We start from the raw sequence: 18,664 nt of genomic DNA on the forward strand, positions 1-18,664 counted from the left end.
TTTAATCTTTAAGCAATTTTATTTCTGAGGTATTTAGATTATGGTTATAACAAGATTTGCTCCAAGCCCAACAGGATTTTTGCACGTTGGTGGTGTGCGTACAGCTTTATTCAGCTGGTTATATGCCAAAAACAACAATGGTAAATTTATTCTGAGGATAGAAGATACTGATCTAGAGAGATCTACTCAAGAAGCGGTAGATGCTATTTTAGATGGTATGAGTTGGTTGGGACTAAAAAATGATGGCGAAATTTACTATCAAACAAAGCGCTTTGATAGATATAAAGAAGTGGTCCAAGAACTTATTGCAGATGGTAATGCATACTACTGTAGCTGCTCAAAAGAAAGACTAGAAGAGCTAAGGGAGTATCAACAGGCAAATAATCTCAAAACTGGATATGATGGTAAGTGTTGTGATGTAAACTATATTCCACAAGAGGGCGAGAGTTTTGTAGTACGCTTCAAAAACCCTAAAGATGGAGTGGTCAGTTGGGATGATGCGGTTAAAGGTCGAATCGCAATCTCAAATCATGAGCTTGATGATATGATTATCCAAAGAGCAGATGGCTCACCGACATATAATTTCTGTGTTGTCGTTGATGATATTGATATGGCTATTACTCATATTATTCGTGGTGATGATCATGTTAATAATACCCCTAAACAAATTAATATATACAAAGCGCTAAATGCCAATGTGCCAGTATTTGCCCATGTGCCAATGATACTTGGTCCAGATGGAGCAAAACTCTCTAAGCGTCATGGTGCTGTCAATGTGATGCAGTATCGTGAAGATGGCTATTTGCCACAGGCGATACTTAACTATCTGGTAAGGCTTGGCTGGTCACATGGCGATCAAGAGATTTTTTCTATCGAAGAAATGATTGCAACTTTTAATTTAGAGCATATTAGTGCATCACCATCACGCTTTGATTTTGAAAAACTTAAGTGGTTGAACAAACACTATATCAAAGAGTCTAAATTTGATGATATTCAAACAGAAGTTGAATATCACTTTGCCAAAGCTGGTTTAGATATTGCTAATGGTCCAGATTTAAAAGAGCTTGTAGCTGTGATGGCAGAAAAAGTTGATACATTAGTTGAGCTAGCAGAAAAGTCTAGTTATTTTTATAATGATGATATCAGTTATGATGAAAATGCTGTAAAAAAACATATCAAAGCAGCTACAGCTGAGATTTTTAGCAAACTTTTGGTGAACTTTAACTCTCTGGATGCTCTACAATGGCAAGATCCTGATGTTTTACATAATGTAGTTAGTACAACAGCCGAGCAGTGTCAAGTTGGTATGGGTAAGGTTGGCATGCCATTGCGTGTAGCTATTACTGGTTCTGGTCAATCACCAGAGATTGGTATTACTCTAAAACTTCTTAGTAAAGATAAAGTAGTCACTAGACTTACTAAAGCGCTTAAAGAATTGTGTAAGTGATAAAAAGTAAAAAATATTTACAAAAGCTCTTGACTAAGTCATAAAAGTCATTATAATACACATCATATTGCTGGAGACAGTGATATGAGTCTTAAGTCCCGTTCGTCTAGAGGCCTAGGACACCGCCCTTTCACGGCGGCAACAGGGGTTCGAATCCCCTACGGGATGCCAAAAAATAATCATATAATTAAGATAGAAATTTTAAGTTTTGGTTTTAGTTTGTTATTTGAGTATATGCGTATAATTTTATGATCTTAATATTTTTTCTATAGCCAAAATAATTTATTTTAGTACAGCTTCTGAGTGCTGTTCATATAGTAAATGAGTGATTATGAAGTCATAATGCATAACCAAAACGCACTAATTACCTATGCCATACACCTGATCATTGATTATATGTGTAGAAAGCCAGTCATTTGTGATACTGCATTCGTTGCATTTTTTGTTGATTTTATGATAATGATTTTTATATCCTTAACCCTTATATAATTAACCATTTCATAGAAATCATCTAAAGGTAAAAACTGAATGGCTTTCTTATTTAATCTTTTCAAATACGCTGAAAGTAAAATCAAACTCGTTTTTATTATCTTTATTAAATTTTTTGTGACCTATACGTTTGAATTTTGCTTTATCCCATTGTGGGAAAAAAGCATCAAGGTCGTCGATTTCAGCAGCAACTTCTGTAATATACAATCTATCTGCATACTGCAAAAATTCTTTATATATTTGTGCTCCACCAATTATAAAGATTTCGTAATGTGGTTTAGACTGAGCAAAATTTAGAACATCTTGAGTACTATGAATGATAAGGCACTTATCATGCTTATACTGTTTATCTCTTGTCAATATGATGTTTTTGCGATTCGGAAGAGGTCGTCCAATTGACTCAAAAGTCTTTCTTCCCATTACTATATAGTTATTCTCGGTTATCTTTTTGAAATTTTTGAGATCATCAGAAAGTTTCCACGCCAGAGTGTTTTCTTTGCCGATGCCATATTTTTTGTCATAAGCTACTATTAGCGAAATCATTTTTTACTATTTTATATTTAAATTGTTTTGAAATATTTTAGCACCTAAAAGAAAGATAAAATACCTTTTGTAATTTATAAATTAATTGTGGTAAAATTTTACGGCTTGTACTATATGTTTTGAGTATAAGTTGAGTGTTTAATTAATAAATCATGTATCTTGATTAATGATTATGTCAAAGGGTGTCCTTAAGGATATTTGGCATGGCTAAGATACTAGATATAACCCAAATAAGGAAAATAAAAATGTCTTTAATGAAAGAAATGTTATCTGCTGGTGTTCACTTTGGACACAAAAAAGCTTTCTGGAATCCACAAATGAAAGAATACATCTTTGGTATTAACCATGGTGTACATATCATCAATTTAGAAAAAACAGTTCCTCTTTTCCAAGATGCAGTTAATTTTGTTGGTAAAACTGTTGCTAATGGTGGAAAAATTCTGTTTGTTGGTACAAAAAGACAAGCACAAGATATCATTGAAGCTGAAGCTAAAAGATGTGGTATGCCATTTGTAAGCCATAGATGGTTAGGTGGTATGCTTACTAACTACAAAACAGTTAGACAATCTATCAAGAGACTAGCTCAGCTAGAAAAAATGAGAGAAGATGGTACTCTAGAATCTTTAACTAAAAAAGAGATGCTACAAAATATCAGAACTATCGAAAAATTAGAGAAAGTTCTTGGTGGTATTAAAGAGATGGGTGGTTTACCTGATGCTATTGTTGTTATTGATAGCAACAAAGAGCATATTGCTATTCAAGAAGCTCAAAAACTAGGTATCAAAGTTGTATCAATCGTAGATACAAACTCAAATCCAGAAGGTATTGATTATATTATCCCAGGTAATGATGATGCGGTTAAGTCAATATCTTTCTATATGAAAAAATTTGCTGATGCTGTTATTGAAGCTCAAGGTCTAGACAGAGCAGTTGAAGCAAAAGCTGATGAAGCTGCTGAAGCATAAGAAACAAACAAGGATAAAACAATGTCAAATATTTCTGCTAAATTAGTAAAAGAACTTAGAGAAAGAACTGGTGCAGGCATGATGGAGTGTAAGAAAGCTCTAGTTGCTGCTGCTGGTGATATTGAAAAAGCTGCTGAAGAAATGAGAATTTCTGGTCAAGCAAAAGCTGATAAGAAAGCTTCACGCGTTGCTGCTGAGGGTGTTATTGAAGCTTATGCTGCTGATGGTAGAGCTATTTTGCTTGAGATCAATTCGGAGACTGATTTCGTTGCTAGAGATGAGACTTTCAAAGCATTTGCTCAAGAAGCTGTAAAAGCTGCTCATACTGCTAATGCTAAGACTATCGAAGAAGTTTTAGCTGCTAAGACTTCAAATGGTGAAACTGTTGAAGAAGCTAGAAAATCTTTAATAGCTAAGATCGGTGAGAATATCCAAGTGCGTAGAGTTAAGACTGTCGAGGCTGACACTTTAGGTGCTTATATTCACGGTGGTAAGATTGGTGTGGTTGCTGCATTAGAAGGTGGCGATGAAGAGCTTGCTAAAGATGTTGCTATGCATGTGGCTGCTGTAAATCCTATGGTTGTTTCTGGTGATCAAGTACCAGCTGATGTGGTTGCTAAAGAAAAAGAAATCTTTACAGCTCAAGCTAAAGAGAGTGGTAAGCCCGCTGAGATTATTGAAAAAATGATCGTTGGTAGAATTCGTAAATTCTTAGATGAAGTTGCTCTTCTAGGTCAAGATTTTGTTAAAGATCCTAGCATCAAAGTTGAAAAGCTAGTTAAAGATAAAGGTGCTAAAGTAGTTGACTTTATCAGACTAGATGTTGGTGAAGGTATCGAGAAGAAAGAAGAAGACTTCGCAGCTGAGGTGATGAATCAAATTAAAGGTTAATATATGTCTAATGATTCGTCAGAATGTTCTCAAAAAACTCCAAAACTTAAGCGAATCCTTCTTAAGTTAAGTGGAGAGTCTTTATCAGCGGATCAAGGTTTTGGTATAAATGTTGAATCTGCTCAACCTGTCATTGACCAAATTAAAATTCTTTTTCATCAGGGTATCAAAATTGCTATAGTTGTTGGTGGTGGTAATATCCTTAGAGGTGGTAGAGCAAACTTTGGTGACAAAATAAAAAGAGCTACCGCAGATTCGATGGGAATGATAGCTACGATGATCAATGCTTTAGCTTTACGTGATATGCTTATCAGTGAGGGCGTTGCAGCAGAGGCTTTTTCGGCAAAAGGAGTTGATGGTTTGCTTAGAGTTGCAAGCGCGCATGAGTTTAATCAATTATTAGATGCTGGAAAGGTTTTAATTTTCGCTGGTGGTACTGGTAATCCATTTGTAACTACAGATACTACAGCTAGTCTTAGAGCTGTTGAGATTGGTGCAGATGCCTTATTGAAAGCTACAACTGTAGATGGTATTTATGATAAGGATCCAAATAAGTACCCTGATGCAAAGCGTTTTGACAGAGTTACCTACTCAGAAGTTGTATGTAAAGAACTAAATGTTATGGATTTGGGTGCTTTCACGCAGTGTAGGGATTTTGGGATACCGATATATGTATTTGATTTAAATCAGACTGATGCTTTAGTTGATGCGGTTACTGAGTCAAAGTATGGTACCTGGGTTACTTTAGACTAATTAAAGAAAAAGGAATTATTTATGATAAGTGATATTCTAAAAGATGCTGAGAATAGAATGAAAAAATCATTAGAAGTTTTAGCTGATGATTTAGCAAAAATTAGAACTGGTAGAGCACACCCGGATCTATTGGCGCATGTTACAATAGATTATTATGGTATTGATACGCCAATAACTCAAGTGGCTAATATAACTGTGCTTGATGCTAGAACTTTGGGAATCACACCTTGGGAAAAAGGTTTGTCAAGCAAGATTGAAAAGGCGATCTTGACATCTGATCTTGGGCTTAACCCTACTAACTTAGGTGATTCATTAAGAGTTCCTATGCCTGCTTTAAATGAAGAAAGGAGAAAAGAGTTAGTTAAACTTGTTAAATCTGAAACAGAGGCAGGTAGAGTATCTATCAGAAATATTCGTCGTGATGCTAATAGTGATATCAAAGAACTTCTAAAAGAAAAAGAAATCACAGAGGATCAAGCTAAAAAAGCTGAGGATGATATTCAGAAGATTACTGATAAAATGGTTGCTCAAGCTGATGCTCTTGCTGCTAAAAAAGAACAAGATCTAATGGTTGTCTAATTGCTTAGATTTCCCAATAAAACTTGTATTTTCGATTATTCTTTCTTATCATTTAGCTAATTTAATTTTATTTCATACTATTTATGACATCGGCTAAAGAAAATATTCTAAGGCACCTTGCTATTATTATGGATGGTAATGGTCGATGGGCAAAGAGTAAATTAAAGCCGAGAATATTTGGTCATAGAAATTCAATATCTAGTGTTGATGCATCAATAGAGTACTGCGTTGAGAAGAATATTGAAATGCTTACTCTTTTTGCTTTTGGTCGAGATAACTGGTTAAGGCCAGCTCAAGAGGTCGCTGATCTTATGGATCTTTTTTACAAAACCTTAAAAGATAAAACACCTAAGTTGCATGATAATAACATTGTCCTTAATGTTGTAGGTGATCGAACACGGCTATCTGGTAAGCTTATTAATATTATCGAGTATAGTGAATCATTAACTAAAGCAAATACCGGCTTAAAGCTTAGGCTGGCAGTTGATTATGCCGGGCGTTGGGATATTGTTGAGGCTGCTAAAGCTATCGCTAGAGATGTGAGTGCTGGTAGGCTTAGTCTTGATGGAGTTGATCAGCAGGGTTTTAGTAAATATTTGATTGGAGGTGATGTGCCTATTGATTTACTTATTCGCACAAGTGGAGAGGTGCGCCTAAGTGATTTTATGTTATGGCAGTTAGCCTATGCGGAGATGTATTTTACAGATACTATGTGGCCAGATTTTTCCAAGCAAGAGTTAAATAAGGCTGTTGAGTACTTTTATTCTCGTCAAAGAAGATTTGGCAAAAGTGGTGAGCAAATTTAATTAAGAGGAATATATGAAAGAAAGAATTGTGACTGGTATAGTTTTGGTCGCTGTGGTTTTTAGTTTTTTAATTTTCACATCTGACTATCTGTTTGGTGTTGGTATATTTCTAGTTGTTTTGCTATCAGCATATGAATGGTTAAAACTTGCAAAAGTTGATCAGCAGGGAATATTCAAAAATCTTATTATATTCACAATAGTAGTTTTTGTTGTTTCACAATTTTTTTTATATCTACAATATCTTTTCCCAATATTCTGGTTGTATGCAATTTATATGCTAGCTAGCTATGAGCGTCAGAAAATCGATACAATAACAACTAATGAAATGCTTGTGATGGGACTGTTTACTATATCTCCTTTTGCGGCATCATTATATATTTTGCATACCAATGGTGTTGCTTGGATATTTATGTTTATCTTGGTGATTGCTGCTGCTGACAGTGGCGCATATTTTACTGGTAAAGCTATTGGTAAACGTAAAATGTTACCGCGTCTTAGCCCAAATAAAACTATTGAAGGTTTGTTAGGTGGTTTAATTTGTGCTGTTGTTATTGCAGTGATTTTTCTTATCTATATGAAATTAAGTTTTGGTCAATACATTTATATGGTGATAGTATCTGCTTTGATCGCAGTGTTATCTGTTGTTGGTGATGTTTTTGAGAGTATGATGAAGCGTATAGCTGGCGTCAAAGATAGTGGTAACATTTTACCTGGGCATGGTGGTGTGCTTGACAGATTAGATGGATATATGCCGACTTTACCAATATTTGTGATGCTTGGTTACTTAGCAGGTGTTTTTGTTTTTTAGGGGGAGGATATGAAGATAGAGCTAAAAATTTTAGATAAAGAAGTTATAAAAGAGCTACCTAGCTACGCAACCGAAGGTTCAGCAGCTATTGACTTAAGAGCATGCATCTCTGAGAGTGTTTTTCTCAAGCCGGGGGAGTGTAAGCTTGTTGCAACTGGGGTGGCTATTAATATTGCTAACCCAAATTATGCAGCAATGATTTTACCAAGATCTGGTTTGGGTCATAAAAAAGGTTTGGTATTAGGTAATGGCACAGGGCTTATAGATTCTGATTATCAGGGTGAGCTTATGGTTTCTTGTTTTAATCGCTCGCAAGAGGTTATTGAGATAGAGCCATTGATGAGATTTGCACAACTAGTTATAGTTCCTGTAGTACAAGCAAATTTTGAGATTGTTGAAGAGTTTTCACAGCAGACAGTGCGAGCTGCTGGTGGTTTTGGACATACAGGGGTTTAATTTATGTTTTTTAATATCCCCAATATTCTGACTTTTGGCCGTTTAGCATTAATCCCTTTTATAGTAATATGCTACTATTTTGATTTTCCGCATCATCATGGTATTACAGCAACTTTATTTTTACTAGGGGCTGCAACTGATTGGTTAGATGGTTACTTAGCGCGTAAATGGCAACAGACTAGTAAGCTGGGTGCATTTTTAGATCCTGTTGCTGATAAGCTTATTGTTGCTACTGCGCTTTGTCTATTTATAGAGATGTATCCATATTGGTGGGCTACTATTCCTGCTATTGCAATGATCTGTAGAGAGATCCTTGTCTCAGCTTTGCGCGAATGGATGGCCGAGTTAGGGCAGCGTAGTGTTGTTAAAGTTGGTATCTGGGGTAAGGTAAAGACCACCGCACAAATGGCAGCATTGTTTATATTTTTAATTAAACCAGCTATCGATTTTAGATCTTCTATAGATTATACAAGTTTTAATACTTGGTTTATATTTTTAGGTTTCTTAATGCTATATGTTGCTGTTATATTGACGATTTATTCTATGTGTAACTATCTGTATGTGGCTTTTAAATCAGTTTTTGGTGCTTCTGATAACTAATTACTTTTTCTTTGCTTTTTTTTGCTTTTTTGTTATTATTACTGTCTAATGCTATTTTTGCATGGCAAATGCTCTTAGCGGGTATTTGGATTAATTTGATATAAAAACTGATAAAAAAACGGAGAATAATAACTAATGGCAACTATAAATCAGTTGGTGAACAACCCTCGCAAGAGATCGGTTGTTAAGTCTAAGGTTCCTGCGTTAAAGGCATGCCCTCAAAGAAGGGGTGTTTGTACTAGGGTTTATACTACAACTCCTAAGAAGCCTAACTCAGCACTTAGAAAAGTGGCTCGTGTAAGATTAACGAGTGGATTTGAAGTGACAAGCTATATCGGTGGTGAAGGTCACAACCTGCAAGAGCATAGTGTTGTGCTTATCAGGGGTGGTAGGGTTAAAGATTTGCCAGGTGTGCGTTACCACATTGTTAGGGGTGCTTTAGATACTTCAGGTGTTAATAATCGTAAGCACGGTCGTTCCAAGTATGGTACAAAGCGTCCTAAGTCTTAATTTGTGTTTAAAATTTAACATTTGAAGAAGGTGTAAAAATGTCTAGAAGAAATAGAGCTCCTAAAAGAGATATTCTACCTGATCCTAAGTATAAGAGTCAGGTTGTTGCTAAATTTGTTAACCATATTATGCTAAGTGGTAAAAAATCAGTAGCAGAGAAGATAGTATATGGTGCATTCGATAAGATCAAAGCGAAAGATGCTTCAGTTAATGAAGTGGAAGTTTTTGAAAAAGCATTAGAAAGCGTTAGTCCAATGGTAGAGGTTAAGTCTCGTCGTGTTGGTGGTGCTACATATCAGGTTCCTGTAGAGGTTAGGCCTGAGCGTCGTCAGACTTTGGGTATGAGATGGATTATCGATGCTGCGCGTAAAAGAAAAGAAAACACTATGGGTGACAGAGTTGCTGCAGAAATTCTAGAAGCTGTAGAGGGTAGAGGCGCTGCTGTCAAGAAAAGAGAAGATACTCATAAGATGGCTGAAGCTAACAAAGCATTTGCTCACTTTAGATGGTAATAGGAGAATAGAAAATGCCTCGTAAGACAGCTTTAGAAAAATATAGAAATATTGGTATCTGTGCCCATGTTGACGCAGGTAAAACAACTACTACTGAGCGTATTCTTTTTTATACTGGTTTATCGCATAAGATCGGTGAGGTGCATGATGGTGCTGCTACTATGGACTGGATGGAGCAAGAGCAGGAAAGGGGTATTACAATTACTTCTGCTGCTACAACAACATTCTGGTCTGGTATGGATCAGCAGTTTGATGAGCATCGTATCAACATTATTGACACTCCGGGTCACGTTGACTTCACAATTGAAGTTGAGCGTTCTTTACGTGTTCTAGATGGTGCAGTTGTAGTATTCTGTGGTTCATCAGGTGTTGAGCCGCAATCAGAGACAGTTTGGCGTCAAGCTAATAAATATGGTGTACCAAGAATTGTATTTGTTAACAAAATGGATAGATCCGGTGCGGATTTTGAAAGAGTATGCGCTCAGATTAAAACAAGGTTAAAAGCAAATGTTGTCCCGGTGCAGTTAAACATCGGTGCTGAAGAAGAATTCAAAGGCGTGATCGACCTTATTAGAATGAAAGCAATCATGTGGAATGAGGAAGACATGGGTCTTACTTATGAGCTTGTTGATATCCCTACAGAGCTTCAGGGTAGGGCTGAAGAATTGCGTATGGAGATGATTGAAGCAGCAGCTGAGTCTTCTGAAGAGCTTATGGAAAAGTATCTTGAGGAAGGTGAGCTTTCTGAAGATGAAATTCATCAAGGTTTACGTACTAGAGTTCTTAATAATGAAATCGTTCTTGCGTTCTGCGGTTCAGCGTTTAAGAACAAAGGTGTTCAAGCAGTTCTTGATGGTGTGGTTAGGTATCTTCCAGCGCCAAACCAGGTTCCGGCTATTAAGTGTGAAACTGAAGATGGCGAGCCAGCTTCTAGGCCATCATCTGATGATGCGCCTTTCGCGGCATTGGCATTTAAACTTGCTACCGATCCATTTGTTGGTAACCTAACATTTATTCGTGTTTACTCAGGTGTGCTTAAGTCTGGTGATGCGGTTTATAATCCGGTCAAAGGTAAGAAAGAGCGTGTTGGACGTATCGTGCAAATGCATGCTAACAAGCGTGATGAGATCAAAGAAGTTCGTGCTGGCGATATTGCGGCATGTATTGGTTTAAAGGATGTTACAACTGGTGATACTCTTTGTGCTCAAGAAGATGTTGTGATTTTAGAAAGAATGGATTTTCCAGAGCCAGTAATATCTGTTGCTGTTGAACCTAAGTCAAAAGCTGATCAAGAGAAAATGTCTATAGCTTTAGGTAAGCTTGCAGCAGAGGATCCATCGTTTAGAGTTAAAACTGACGAAGAGAGTGGTCAGACAATTATTTCTGGTATGGGTGAGCTTCATTTGGATATCATTGTTGATCGTATGAGACGTGAGTTTAAAGTTGAAGCTAATGTTGGTAATCCACAGGTTGCATATAGAGAAACAATTAGATCAAAAGTCGAGCAAGAGTCTAAATTTGTGCGTCAATCTGGTGGTCGTGGGCAGTATGGTCACGTTTTTGTTAGATTTGAGCCTTTAGATGAAGTTGATGAGAATGGTGAAGCTAAAGTCTTCAAGTTTGTTGATGAGGTTGTTGGTGGTGTCGTTCCTAAAGAATATATCGGTTCAGTTGCTAAAGGTATCGAAGAGCAGTTGAATAATGGTGTTCTGGCGGGCTACCCTATGATTGGCGTTAAAGCGACTTTATATGATGGCTCATATCATGATGTTGACTCATCTGAAATGGCGTTTAAGATCGCTGGTTCTATGGCGCTTAAAGAAGGTGCTAAGAAGGCTAATGCTTGTATCCTGGAGCCGATCATGAGAGTTGAGGTTGTGACTCCAGAAGATTACTTGGGTGACGTTATGGGTGACCTAAACAGAAGAAGAGGAATTATTGAGGGTATGGATGAGAATCCAAGTGGTAGAGTTATCAATGCTCTAGTTCCTCTAGCAGAAATGTTTGGTTACGCTACTAACGTGCGTTCTATAAGCCAAGGTAGAGCTTCGTTCTCTATGGAGTTTAAGAAGTATGCTGAAGTACCAAATAATATTGCTGATGAAATCATCAAGTCACGTAACTCATAATTTTAGAAGGATTAATTAAAATGGCTATAAATAATCAACGTATCAGAATTAGATTAAAAGCCTTTGATCATAAGCTAATCGATATTTCTACTCAAGAAATCGTTGATACTGCTAAGAAGACAGGGGCTCAAGTTAAAGGACCTATACCTTTACCAGTGCGTAAGGAGAGATTTACAATTCTTGTTTCCCCGCATGTAAATAAGAAAGCAAGAGATCAATATGAGATTAGAACTCACAAGAGATTAATCGATATTGTTGAACCTACAGATAAGACTGTAGATGCTCTTATGAAGCTAGATTTAGCATCAGGTGTTGATGTTCAGATCAGTTTAAGCTAATATAATGTTACTTTTTTTATAAAAATTTTTAAAAAAAGTAGTAAATTAGGTCTCTGTGGTCAATCGTAATCGCAGAGTTAATATAATAATAATAGAGGATATAATAATGTCTTTAGGATTAATTGGTCGCAAATGTGGTATGACTCGTATTTTTACTGAAGATGGTGTTTCTATTCCTGTAACAGTAGTCCAAGTTGAGCCTAACAAGGTCACTCAAGTTAAGACTATTGAGAAGGATGGTTATAGCGCTGTTCAAGTAACTACTGGTTTCAAAAAGCGTTCAAATGTAAATAAGCCTGTGGCTGGTCACTATGCAAAAGCTGGTGTTGAACCGGGTAGAGGTTTATGGGAGTTTACTGTTGATGCAGCAGCTGAATATCAAATTGGCTCATCTTTTGATGCTACTATGTTCGAAGCAGGACAAAAAGTAGATGTAAGAGGTGTATCAAAGGGTAAGGGTTTTCAAGGTGGTGTTAAGCGCCATAACTTTGCAACTCAAGATGCTACTCATGGTAACTCACTATCTCACAGAGTTCATGGTTCTACAGGTCAAAACCAAACACCTGGTAGAGTCTTTAAAAACAAGAAGATGGCTGGTCACTTAGGTAACGAGAATGTTACTATTCAGTCTCTTGAAGTTGTGAGAGTGGACGCGGAAAATGGTTTATTGCTTTTAAAAGGTGGTATTCCTGGTTCAGTTGGTGGAGATATTATCGTTACTCCAGCTGTCAAAAGTTAGTAGATAAATATTAATTATACCGGAGAGTTGTTGTGGACTTAAATATAAAATCTTTAGCTGGTCAAGAGGCTGGGTCTGTAGGTGTTGCAGAAGGTGTTTTTGCAGCAGACTATAATGAAGCCTTAATTCACCAGGTTGTTGTTGCCTACATGGCAGGCGCTCGTCAAGGTACAAAGGCTCAAAAAACTAGATCAGAAGTTTCTGGTGGAGGTGCTAAGCCTTGGAGACAAAAAGGTACAGGTAGGGCAAGAGCGGGTACTATCCGTTCACCTATCTTCAGAAAAGGTGGTGTTACGTTTGCGGCTAAGCCTAAAAGTTATAAGCAAAAAGTTAATCGTAAGATGTATTCAGGTGCGGTTAAGTCAATCTTATCTGAACTATTAAGATCAGGTAGAATGACTATTGTTGAAGAGTTAAGATTAGAAACTCCAAAAACAAAAGAGTTCAAATCAGTGGTTGACTCTTTAGGAGTTAAAGATGTGCTTTTTGTTGTTGGTGTAGAAGAATTTAGTGAGAATTTATACCTATCTTCTAGAAATCTTAAGAGTGTGGCAGTATGTGATTCTGTGGAAATTAATCCAGTTTCTTTAGTATGCTTTGAGAACGTTGTTTTTACTAAAAAAGCTATAAAAGAAATAGAGGAGAAGTTAGTATGAGTTCTCAAGAAAAATTATTAAAAACTGTTATAAGACCTCATGTTTCTGATAAAACTTATGGTCTTTCAGATGTAAATTCAACTATAGTGTTCGAAGTGGCTAGATTTGCAAACAAGCAAGATGTTAAGAATGCTGTAGAGCAGCTGTTTGAAGTTAAGGTTGAATCGGTAAATATCCTTAATGTTAAGGGTAAGGCGCGTAGATTTGGTCGTGTTGAAGGTAGAACAAAAGCTTGGAAAAAAGCTTATGTGAAGCTTGCTGAAGGACATGATATCAATTTTGTTGGTGCAGAGTAATTTAAAGAAGGTTTATAATCATGATTGAAATAAAAAAAGCTAAACCTACTTCACCTGGCCGTCGCCACGTAGTGAGCGTAAAGAATACAGAATTACATACAGGTAAGCCATTTAAAGGTTTAGTAGAGGTAAAGAAAGGTAAAGCTGGTAGAAATAATACTGGTAGAATTACAGTTCGCCATCAGGGTGGTGGTCATAAGCAGCATTACCGTATAGTGGACTTTAAGAGAAATAAAGATGATATAACAGCTAGGGTTGAGAGAATCGAGTACGATCCTAACCGTAGTGCAAATATTGCTTTAGTTCTTTATGCTGATGGTGAAAGAAGATACATTATTGCACCAAAAGGCTTAAAGAATGATATGTCTGTAGTTTCTGGCGAAAAAGTAGATGTTGCTGTTGGTAACTGTATGCCTTTGAGAAATATACCTCTAGGTACAGTTGTTCACAACATTGAAATGAAACCTAAAAAAGGTGCACAGTTAATTAGAAGTGCTGGTGCTTTTGCTCAGTTGGTTGGTAAGGATAATGCGTATGCAATTATTCGTCTAAGATCGGGTGAGATGAGAAGAGTGCTTTTAGACTGTAGAGCAGTTATAGGTGTGGTATCTAATTCTGAGCATAACTTAAGATCTTTAGGTAAAGCTGGTGCTAAGCGTTGGAGAGGTATAAGACCTACTGTTAGAGGAGTGGCGATGAACCCGGTAGATCACCCACATGGTGGTGGTGAGGGTCGTACTTCTGGTGGTAGACATCCAGTTACGCCATGGGGTATCCCAACTAAAGGTTATAAGACGCGTAGAAATAAGCGTTCTAATAAGTTGATTGTTCAAAAACGTAAGTAATTAGGGAGAAGGTTGTGCCTCGTTCATTAAAAAAAGGACCTTTTGTAGATCATCATCTTTTAAAGAAGGTTTTTGAAGCGCAAGAAAGTAATTCTAAAAAGCCAATCAAAACATGGTCAAGAAGATCAATGATTGTGCCAGATATGATAGGTTTAACTATAGCTGTACACAATGGTCAGCAGCACGTGCCTGTTCTTATGACTGAAGAAATGGTTGGTCATAAGTTAGGTGAGTTTGCTGTAACTCGTAACTACCGTGGTCATGCAGCTGATAAAAAAGCTAAGAAGAAATAGTTGGGGTTAGATACATGGAAGTACAAGCTAAATTAAAATTTGTAAGAATCTCAGCTCAGAAATGTAGATTAGTTGCTGATCAGATCAGAGGTCTGCCAGTAGAGCAAGCTATTAATCTTTTGACTTTTAGTAATAAAAAAGCTGCTGTTTTAATCAAGGGTGTTTTGAACTCTGCAGTTGCTAACGCCGAGCATAATGATGGTATGGATGTTGACTCTTTAGTTGTGTCAACTATCTTCGTTGATGAGGGTCCTACAATGAAGCGTTTTGAAGCTAGAGCAAAGGGTCGTGGTAATCGTATTCTAAAAAGAACTTCACATATAACTGTGAAAGTTGCTGAGAAAAAATAAGAGGTGTAGTAAAAATGGGTCAAAAAGTAAATCCTAATGGTATCCGCTTAGGTTATATAAGAGACTGGCGTTCAACGTGGTATGCTGACTCTTCTAGCTACGCTACTAAGCTTAATGAAGATATTAAGGTTAGAGAGTTTTTACATAAAAAACTTGCAGCAGCAGCAGTTAGTAAGATTCAGATTGAGAGACCTGCTCAAAATGCTAAGATTACAATTTATACAGCTAGACCTGGTATTGTAATTGGTAAGAAGGGTGAGGATGTCGAGAAGTTACGTGCTGAAGTTCACAAGCTAATGGGTATTCCGGTTCAGATAAATATTGAAGAAGTGCGTAAGCCTGAAATCGATGCTAAATTGGTTGCTGATAGCGTCGCTCAACAGTTAGAGAAAAGAGTGATGTTTAGAAGAGCAATGAAAAAAGCAATGCAGGCTGCTATGAAATCAGGTGCTAAAGGTATCAAAATCATGGTTAGTGGTCGTTTAGGTGGTGCTGAAATTGCTCGTTCTGAATGGGCTAGAGATGGTAGAGTTCCTCTACAAACATTTAGAGCAGATGTGGATTACGCTACAGCGGAAGCTTTAACAACTTATGGTGTTATTGGTGTTAAAGTCTGGATCTACAAGGGCGAAATCCTTCCAGGTCAAATCGCTGAGAAGAAAAATAATAAAAAAGGAGCTAGATAATGCTACAGCCTAAGCGTACAAAGTTTCGTAAACAGCAGAAGTTGCGTAATAGGGGCTTAGCTCACAGAGGTAATAAAGTAAGCTTTGGTGAGTTTGGTCTTCAAGCGACATCTAGAGGTAGAATCACTGCTAGACAAATCGAGGCAGGAAGAAGAGCTATTAACCGCCACATCAAGCGTGGTGGTAAAGTTTGGATTAGAATCTTCCCAGATAAACCTATAACACAAAAGCCTCTTGAAGTTCGTATGGGTAAAGGTAAAGGCTCAGTTGAATATTGGGTAGCTCAAATTCAACCGGGTCGTGTACTATATGAGATTACTGGTGTTAAAGAAGAGTTGGCTCGTGAGGCTTTTGCAAGAGCAGCAGCGAAGATGCCAGTATCAACAACTTTTGTTGAAAAGCAGGTGATGTAATGAAAAGAAAAGATACTTTAAAAGATTATAGAGGTAAAAGTATTGACCAACTGCAAGAAGCGAAAATTGAGTTATTGCAACAATTATTTTCTCTTCGTATGCAGAAGGGTTCAGGGCAATTAAAGAAGAATCACTTATTTAAAAGTGCGAAAAGAGATATTGCTCGTATAAATACAATAATATCAGAAAAGAATAAATAGGTGCCTTGAAAGATGAGCGATAAAATTAGATTGTTAGAGGGTAAAGTTTCTAGCGTAGCTATGGATAAAACTGTAGTTGTCAGAGCTGAAAGATATGTTAAGCACCCTTTGTACGGCAAATTCGTTAAGAAAACTACAAAGTATTATGTTCATGATGAGAACAATGAATGTAAAGAAGGTGATGTTATCAAGTTCAAAGAAACTAGACCATATTCAAAAACTAAAAAATGGTGTTTAGTCGATATTATCCATAGAGAAAAATAATAAATTTGATTTTATTTTTGTTTATTGGTATATTTATCGGACTGCGAAATTACTCTGCAGTCTTATATAATAATAAATAAGGGTTATTTGTATGATTCAAATGCAAACAGAACTCCAAGTTGCTGATAATAGTGGCGCTAAGAGAGTAGAGTGTATAAAAGTTTTGGGTGGCTCTCATCGCAGATATGCATCTATAGGAGATGTTATTAAAGTAACTGTGAAAGAGGCTTCTCCAAGAGGTAAGGCTAAAAAAGGATCTGTATATAATGCTGTCGTTGTGAGAACAGCAAAAGGTGTACGTAGAAAAGATGGTTCTAAAGTTCGTTTTGATGGCAATGCTGCCGTGCTTCTAAATGCTAACGGACAACCAATCGGGACTCGTATCTTTGGCCCTGTTACTAGGGAGCTTCGTACAGAGAAGTTTATGAAGATCGTATCTTTAGCACCAGAAGTATTATAGTTATTTATTGAGGTGTAGATAATGAATAGATTAAAAAAAGGTGATGATGTAATAGTTATCGCTGGTAAAGATAAAGGACGCAGAGGCGTTGTTAAGTCATTCGCTAAAGGCGGTTCTTTAGTTTTGGTTGAAGGCATAAATATTGTAAAAAAACATATTAAGCCTAACCCAAATAGAGGTGTTGAAGGTGGGGTTGTTGAAAAAGAACTTCCAGTCAATGCATCTAACGTTGCTATCTTTAACCCAGCTACTGAGAAAGCGGATAGAGTGGGTTATAAGTTTGTTGATGAGAAAAAGGTTCGCTACTTCAAGTCTAATGGCGAGCTTGTAGACTTATAGGACTAGGTTTTATGGCAAGATTAAAAGATTATTATCAAAAAGAGCTTGTTGCTAAGTTAAAAACTGAGCTTAAGCTAGATAATATAATGGAAGTACCCGCTATTAAGAAAATTACTCTTAATATGGGTGTGGGTGATGCTGCAAAAGATAAGAAAATTATGACTTTTGCATTAAATGATTTGACAGCTATTGCTGGTCAAAAACCAGTTGTTACTAAGTCTAAAAAATCAATTGCTGGTTTTAAAATTCGTGATGGATGGCCTATTGGTGCTAAGGTTACACTACGTGGTGATCGCATGTATGAATTTTTAGATAGACTTATAACAATTGCTATTCCTAGAATTAGAGATTTTAGGGGGTTAAGTGCTAAATCTTTTGATGGAAGAGGTAATTATAGCTTAGGTATGAGAGAGCAAATTTCTTTCCCTGAAATTGATTATGATAAAGTTGACTCTATCAGAGGTTTAGATATTTCGATAACTACTACAGCTAAAAATGATGACCAAGGAAGAGCTTTGCTAAAAGCATTTGGTTTTCCTTTTAAGTCTTAATCTAAATTGGGGTTTTAAATGGCAAAAAAATCAATGATTCAGAGAGAATTAAAGAGAGAAAAATTAGTAGCTAAATATGCTCAAAAAAGAGCTGAGCTTAAGGCTATTATTCTTGATATAAATTCTACTGAAGAACAAAAATGGGAAGCTCAAATTAAACTGCAAAAGTTACCGGTAAACTCATCAGCTTCTAGGGTTCAAAGAAGATGTAAGGTTACAGGTAGACCACATGCTGTATACAGAAAATTCGGCTTATGTCGTAATAAGCTTAGAGAATATGCAATGGCAGGTGATGTTCCTGGTTTGAAAAAAGCTAGTTGGTAATAAGGAATTTAAAGTTATGAGTATGCAAGATCCTATCGCGGATATGTTTACAAGAATCAGAAACGGACTTTCTGCTGAAAAAGAATTTGTTTCTGTACCATTCTCAAAGATGAAAATGGAAATCGCGAACTTTTTAGTTAACGAAGGTTATATTAAAAGTTGTTCAAAAGGTACAACTTCAGTGGGTCATCCTTCTATTGAAATAGAGCTTAAGTATCATGCAGGTGTTCCTGTTATTGAAATGATCAAAAGAGTTTCTAGACCAAGTTTGAGAATTTATAAGTCGCACGCAGAGTTACCTAAAGTGTATGGTGGTTATGGTGTTGCTATCGTTTCTACATCTAAAGGTTTAGTAAGCGATAGAAAGGCTAGAGATCTTGGTGTTGGTGGCGAAATAATTGGCTACGTAGCTTAAGTTTGGA

At 36.7% G+C, this 18,664-nt stretch carries 29 protein-coding genes, 1 tRNA gene and 1 pseudogene; 29 read left to right on the forward strand and 2 right to left on the reverse strand.

Going from position 1 to position 18,664, the window contains the following annotated elements; all coding sequences use genetic code 11:
* Nucleotides 1–40 precede the first annotated feature (40 nt).
* On the forward strand, nucleotides 41–1,447 hold the full coding sequence (gene gltX / locus CGC45_RS01020; RefSeq protein ID WP_071628563.1) for a glutamate--tRNA ligase: 1,407 nt from the start codon (nucleotides 41–43) through the stop codon (nucleotides 1,445–1,447).
* 95 nt (nucleotides 1,448–1,542) lie between these two features.
* Nucleotides 1,543–1,618, forward strand: a tRNA-Glu gene (locus CGC45_RS01025).
* A gap of 204 nt (nucleotides 1,619–1,822) precedes the next feature.
* Here the strand turns inward: CGC45_RS01025 and CGC45_RS09430 are convergent.
* Together CGC45_RS09430 and CGC45_RS01035 are read right to left on the reverse strand one after the other, a co-directional pair.
* Nucleotides 1,823–1,995, reverse strand: a pseudogene (locus tag CGC45_RS09430) (arginine deiminase-related protein); the annotation flags it as partial.
* On the reverse strand, nucleotides 1,985–2,479 hold the full coding sequence (locus tag CGC45_RS01035; RefSeq protein WP_071628564.1) for a dihydrofolate reductase: 495 nt from the start codon (nucleotides 2,477–2,479) through the stop codon (nucleotides 1,985–1,987). The gene CGC45_RS01035 and the pseudogene CGC45_RS09430, both read right to left, overlap by 11 nt.
* A 245-nt stretch (nucleotides 2,480–2,724) precedes the next feature.
* Here CGC45_RS01035 and rpsB point away from each other — a divergent pair, with 245 nt between their 5' ends.
* From rpsB to rpsH, 27 genes are all read left to right on the forward strand, one after another.
* Nucleotides 2,725–3,444 (forward strand): 30S ribosomal protein S2, encoded by a 720-nt coding sequence (gene rpsB / locus CGC45_RS01040; protein WP_071629939.1) that lies wholly within the window; start codon nucleotides 2,725–2,727, stop codon nucleotides 3,442–3,444.
* 21 nt (nucleotides 3,445–3,465) lie between these two features.
* Complete coding sequence (gene tsf / locus CGC45_RS01045; protein ID WP_071628565.1) at nucleotides 3,466–4,335, forward strand: translation elongation factor Ts; 870 nt, start codon at nucleotides 3,466–3,468, stop codon at nucleotides 4,333–4,335.
* Nucleotides 4,336–4,338: 3 nt separating this feature from the next.
* Nucleotides 4,339–5,088, forward strand: coding sequence for a UMP kinase (pyrH, locus tag CGC45_RS01050; protein ID WP_071628566.1), 750 nt, complete (start codon nucleotides 4,339–4,341; stop codon nucleotides 5,086–5,088).
* A 21-nt stretch (nucleotides 5,089–5,109) separates the two neighbouring features.
* Nucleotides 5,110–5,667, forward strand: coding sequence for a ribosome recycling factor (gene frr / locus CGC45_RS01055; protein ID WP_071628567.1), 558 nt, complete (start codon nucleotides 5,110–5,112; stop codon nucleotides 5,665–5,667).
* 83 nt (nucleotides 5,668–5,750) lie between these two features.
* Nucleotides 5,751–6,473, forward strand: a complete 723-nt coding sequence (gene uppS / locus CGC45_RS01060; protein WP_071628568.1) for a polyprenyl diphosphate synthase — start codon at nucleotides 5,751–5,753, stop codon at nucleotides 6,471–6,473.
* A 13-nt stretch (nucleotides 6,474–6,486) separates the two neighbouring features.
* Entirely contained in the window at nucleotides 6,487–7,281 is a 795-nt protein-coding gene (locus CGC45_RS01065; protein ID WP_071628569.1) for a phosphatidate cytidylyltransferase, read from the forward strand.
* A gap of 9 nt (nucleotides 7,282–7,290) precedes the next feature.
* Complete coding sequence (dut, locus tag CGC45_RS01070; RefSeq protein ID WP_071628570.1) at nucleotides 7,291–7,737, forward strand: dUTP diphosphatase; 447 nt, start codon at nucleotides 7,291–7,293, stop codon at nucleotides 7,735–7,737.
* 3 nt (nucleotides 7,738–7,740) lie between these two features.
* Complete coding sequence (gene pgsA, locus CGC45_RS01075) at nucleotides 7,741–8,337, forward strand: CDP-diacylglycerol--glycerol-3-phosphate 3-phosphatidyltransferase (RefSeq protein ID WP_071628571.1); 597 nt, start codon at nucleotides 7,741–7,743, stop codon at nucleotides 8,335–8,337.
* 135 nt (nucleotides 8,338–8,472) lie between these two features.
* Entirely contained in the window at nucleotides 8,473–8,847 is a 375-nt protein-coding gene (gene rpsL, locus CGC45_RS01080; RefSeq protein WP_003035357.1) for a 30S ribosomal protein S12, read from the forward strand.
* A gap of 38 nt (nucleotides 8,848–8,885) precedes the next feature.
* Complete coding sequence (gene rpsG, locus CGC45_RS01085) at nucleotides 8,886–9,359, forward strand: 30S ribosomal protein S7 (protein WP_071628572.1); 474 nt, start codon at nucleotides 8,886–8,888, stop codon at nucleotides 9,357–9,359.
* Nucleotides 9,360–9,373: 14 nt separating this feature from the next.
* A complete protein-coding gene (fusA, locus tag CGC45_RS01090; protein ID WP_071628573.1) occupies nucleotides 9,374–11,488 on the forward strand; it encodes an elongation factor G in 2,115 nt (704 codons plus the stop codon).
* A gap of 20 nt (nucleotides 11,489–11,508) precedes the next feature.
* A complete protein-coding gene (rpsJ, locus tag CGC45_RS01095; RefSeq protein WP_114702008.1) occupies nucleotides 11,509–11,826 on the forward strand; it encodes a 30S ribosomal protein S10 in 318 nt (105 codons plus the stop codon).
* Nucleotides 11,827–11,932: 106 nt separating this feature from the next.
* On the forward strand, nucleotides 11,933–12,565 hold the full coding sequence (gene rplC, locus CGC45_RS01100) for a 50S ribosomal protein L3 (protein ID WP_071628574.1): 633 nt from the start codon (nucleotides 11,933–11,935) through the stop codon (nucleotides 12,563–12,565).
* 32 nt (nucleotides 12,566–12,597) lie between these two features.
* Nucleotides 12,598–13,221: a 50S ribosomal protein L4 gene (gene rplD, locus CGC45_RS01105; RefSeq protein ID WP_071628575.1), complete on the forward strand. Its 624-nt coding sequence runs from the start codon at nucleotides 12,598–12,600 to the stop codon at nucleotides 13,219–13,221.
* On the forward strand, nucleotides 13,218–13,517 hold the full coding sequence (rplW, locus tag CGC45_RS01110) for a 50S ribosomal protein L23 (RefSeq protein ID WP_071628576.1): 300 nt from the start codon (nucleotides 13,218–13,220) through the stop codon (nucleotides 13,515–13,517). Before rplD ends, rplW begins: the two co-directional genes overlap by 4 nt.
* A 20-nt stretch (nucleotides 13,518–13,537) precedes the next feature.
* On the forward strand, nucleotides 13,538–14,362 hold the full coding sequence (rplB, locus tag CGC45_RS01115; RefSeq protein ID WP_071628577.1) for a 50S ribosomal protein L2: 825 nt from the start codon (nucleotides 13,538–13,540) through the stop codon (nucleotides 14,360–14,362).
* A 14-nt stretch (nucleotides 14,363–14,376) separates the two neighbouring features.
* Nucleotides 14,377–14,655: a 30S ribosomal protein S19 gene (gene rpsS, locus CGC45_RS01120; protein ID WP_071628578.1), complete on the forward strand. Its 279-nt coding sequence runs from the start codon at nucleotides 14,377–14,379 to the stop codon at nucleotides 14,653–14,655.
* A gap of 14 nt (nucleotides 14,656–14,669) precedes the next feature.
* Nucleotides 14,670–15,005 (forward strand): 50S ribosomal protein L22, encoded by a 336-nt coding sequence (gene rplV / locus CGC45_RS01125; protein ID WP_071628579.1) that lies wholly within the window; start codon nucleotides 14,670–14,672, stop codon nucleotides 15,003–15,005.
* Between the two features lie 14 nt (nucleotides 15,006–15,019).
* Nucleotides 15,020–15,691, forward strand: a complete 672-nt coding sequence (gene rpsC, locus CGC45_RS01130; RefSeq protein ID WP_071628580.1) for a 30S ribosomal protein S3 — start codon at nucleotides 15,020–15,022, stop codon at nucleotides 15,689–15,691.
* A complete protein-coding gene (gene rplP / locus CGC45_RS01135; protein ID WP_071628581.1) occupies nucleotides 15,691–16,104 on the forward strand; it encodes a 50S ribosomal protein L16 in 414 nt (137 codons plus the stop codon). Before rpsC ends, rplP begins: the two co-directional genes overlap by 1 nt.
* The gene (gene rpmC / locus CGC45_RS01140; RefSeq protein ID WP_071628582.1) at nucleotides 16,104–16,304 is read left to right on the forward strand and encodes a 50S ribosomal protein L29; all 201 of its coding nucleotides are present in this window, start codon (nucleotides 16,104–16,106) and stop codon (nucleotides 16,302–16,304) included. Before rplP ends, rpmC begins: the two co-directional genes overlap by 1 nt.
* A 12-nt stretch (nucleotides 16,305–16,316) precedes the next feature.
* A complete protein-coding gene (rpsQ, locus tag CGC45_RS01145) occupies nucleotides 16,317–16,568 on the forward strand; it encodes a 30S ribosomal protein S17 (RefSeq protein WP_003017803.1) in 252 nt (83 codons plus the stop codon).
* 91 nt (nucleotides 16,569–16,659) lie between these two features.
* Nucleotides 16,660–17,028 (forward strand): 50S ribosomal protein L14, encoded by a 369-nt coding sequence (gene rplN / locus CGC45_RS01150; protein ID WP_003014346.1) that lies wholly within the window; start codon nucleotides 16,660–16,662, stop codon nucleotides 17,026–17,028.
* Between the two features lie 21 nt (nucleotides 17,029–17,049).
* Nucleotides 17,050–17,367: a 50S ribosomal protein L24 gene (gene rplX / locus CGC45_RS01155; protein ID WP_071628583.1), complete on the forward strand. Its 318-nt coding sequence runs from the start codon at nucleotides 17,050–17,052 to the stop codon at nucleotides 17,365–17,367.
* Nucleotides 17,368–17,378: 11 nt separating this feature from the next.
* Nucleotides 17,379–17,918: a 50S ribosomal protein L5 gene (gene rplE / locus CGC45_RS01160; protein WP_071628584.1), complete on the forward strand. Its 540-nt coding sequence runs from the start codon at nucleotides 17,379–17,381 to the stop codon at nucleotides 17,916–17,918.
* 18 nt (nucleotides 17,919–17,936) lie between these two features.
* Nucleotides 17,937–18,242, forward strand: coding sequence for a 30S ribosomal protein S14 (rpsN, locus tag CGC45_RS01165; protein WP_035720277.1), 306 nt, complete (start codon nucleotides 17,937–17,939; stop codon nucleotides 18,240–18,242).
* A 16-nt stretch (nucleotides 18,243–18,258) separates the two neighbouring features.
* Nucleotides 18,259–18,657 carry a 30S ribosomal protein S8 gene (gene rpsH, locus CGC45_RS01170; RefSeq protein ID WP_071628585.1) on the forward strand — a complete coding sequence of 133 codons (399 nt, stop codon included), beginning with the start codon at nucleotides 18,259–18,261 and terminating at the stop codon, nucleotides 18,655–18,657.
* Nucleotides 18,658–18,664 lie beyond the last annotated feature (7 nt).

It is taken from the genome of Francisella opportunistica (assembly GCF_003347135.1).
Taxonomy (GTDB): Bacteria; Pseudomonadota; Gammaproteobacteria; order Francisellales; family Francisellaceae; genus Francisella; species Francisella opportunistica.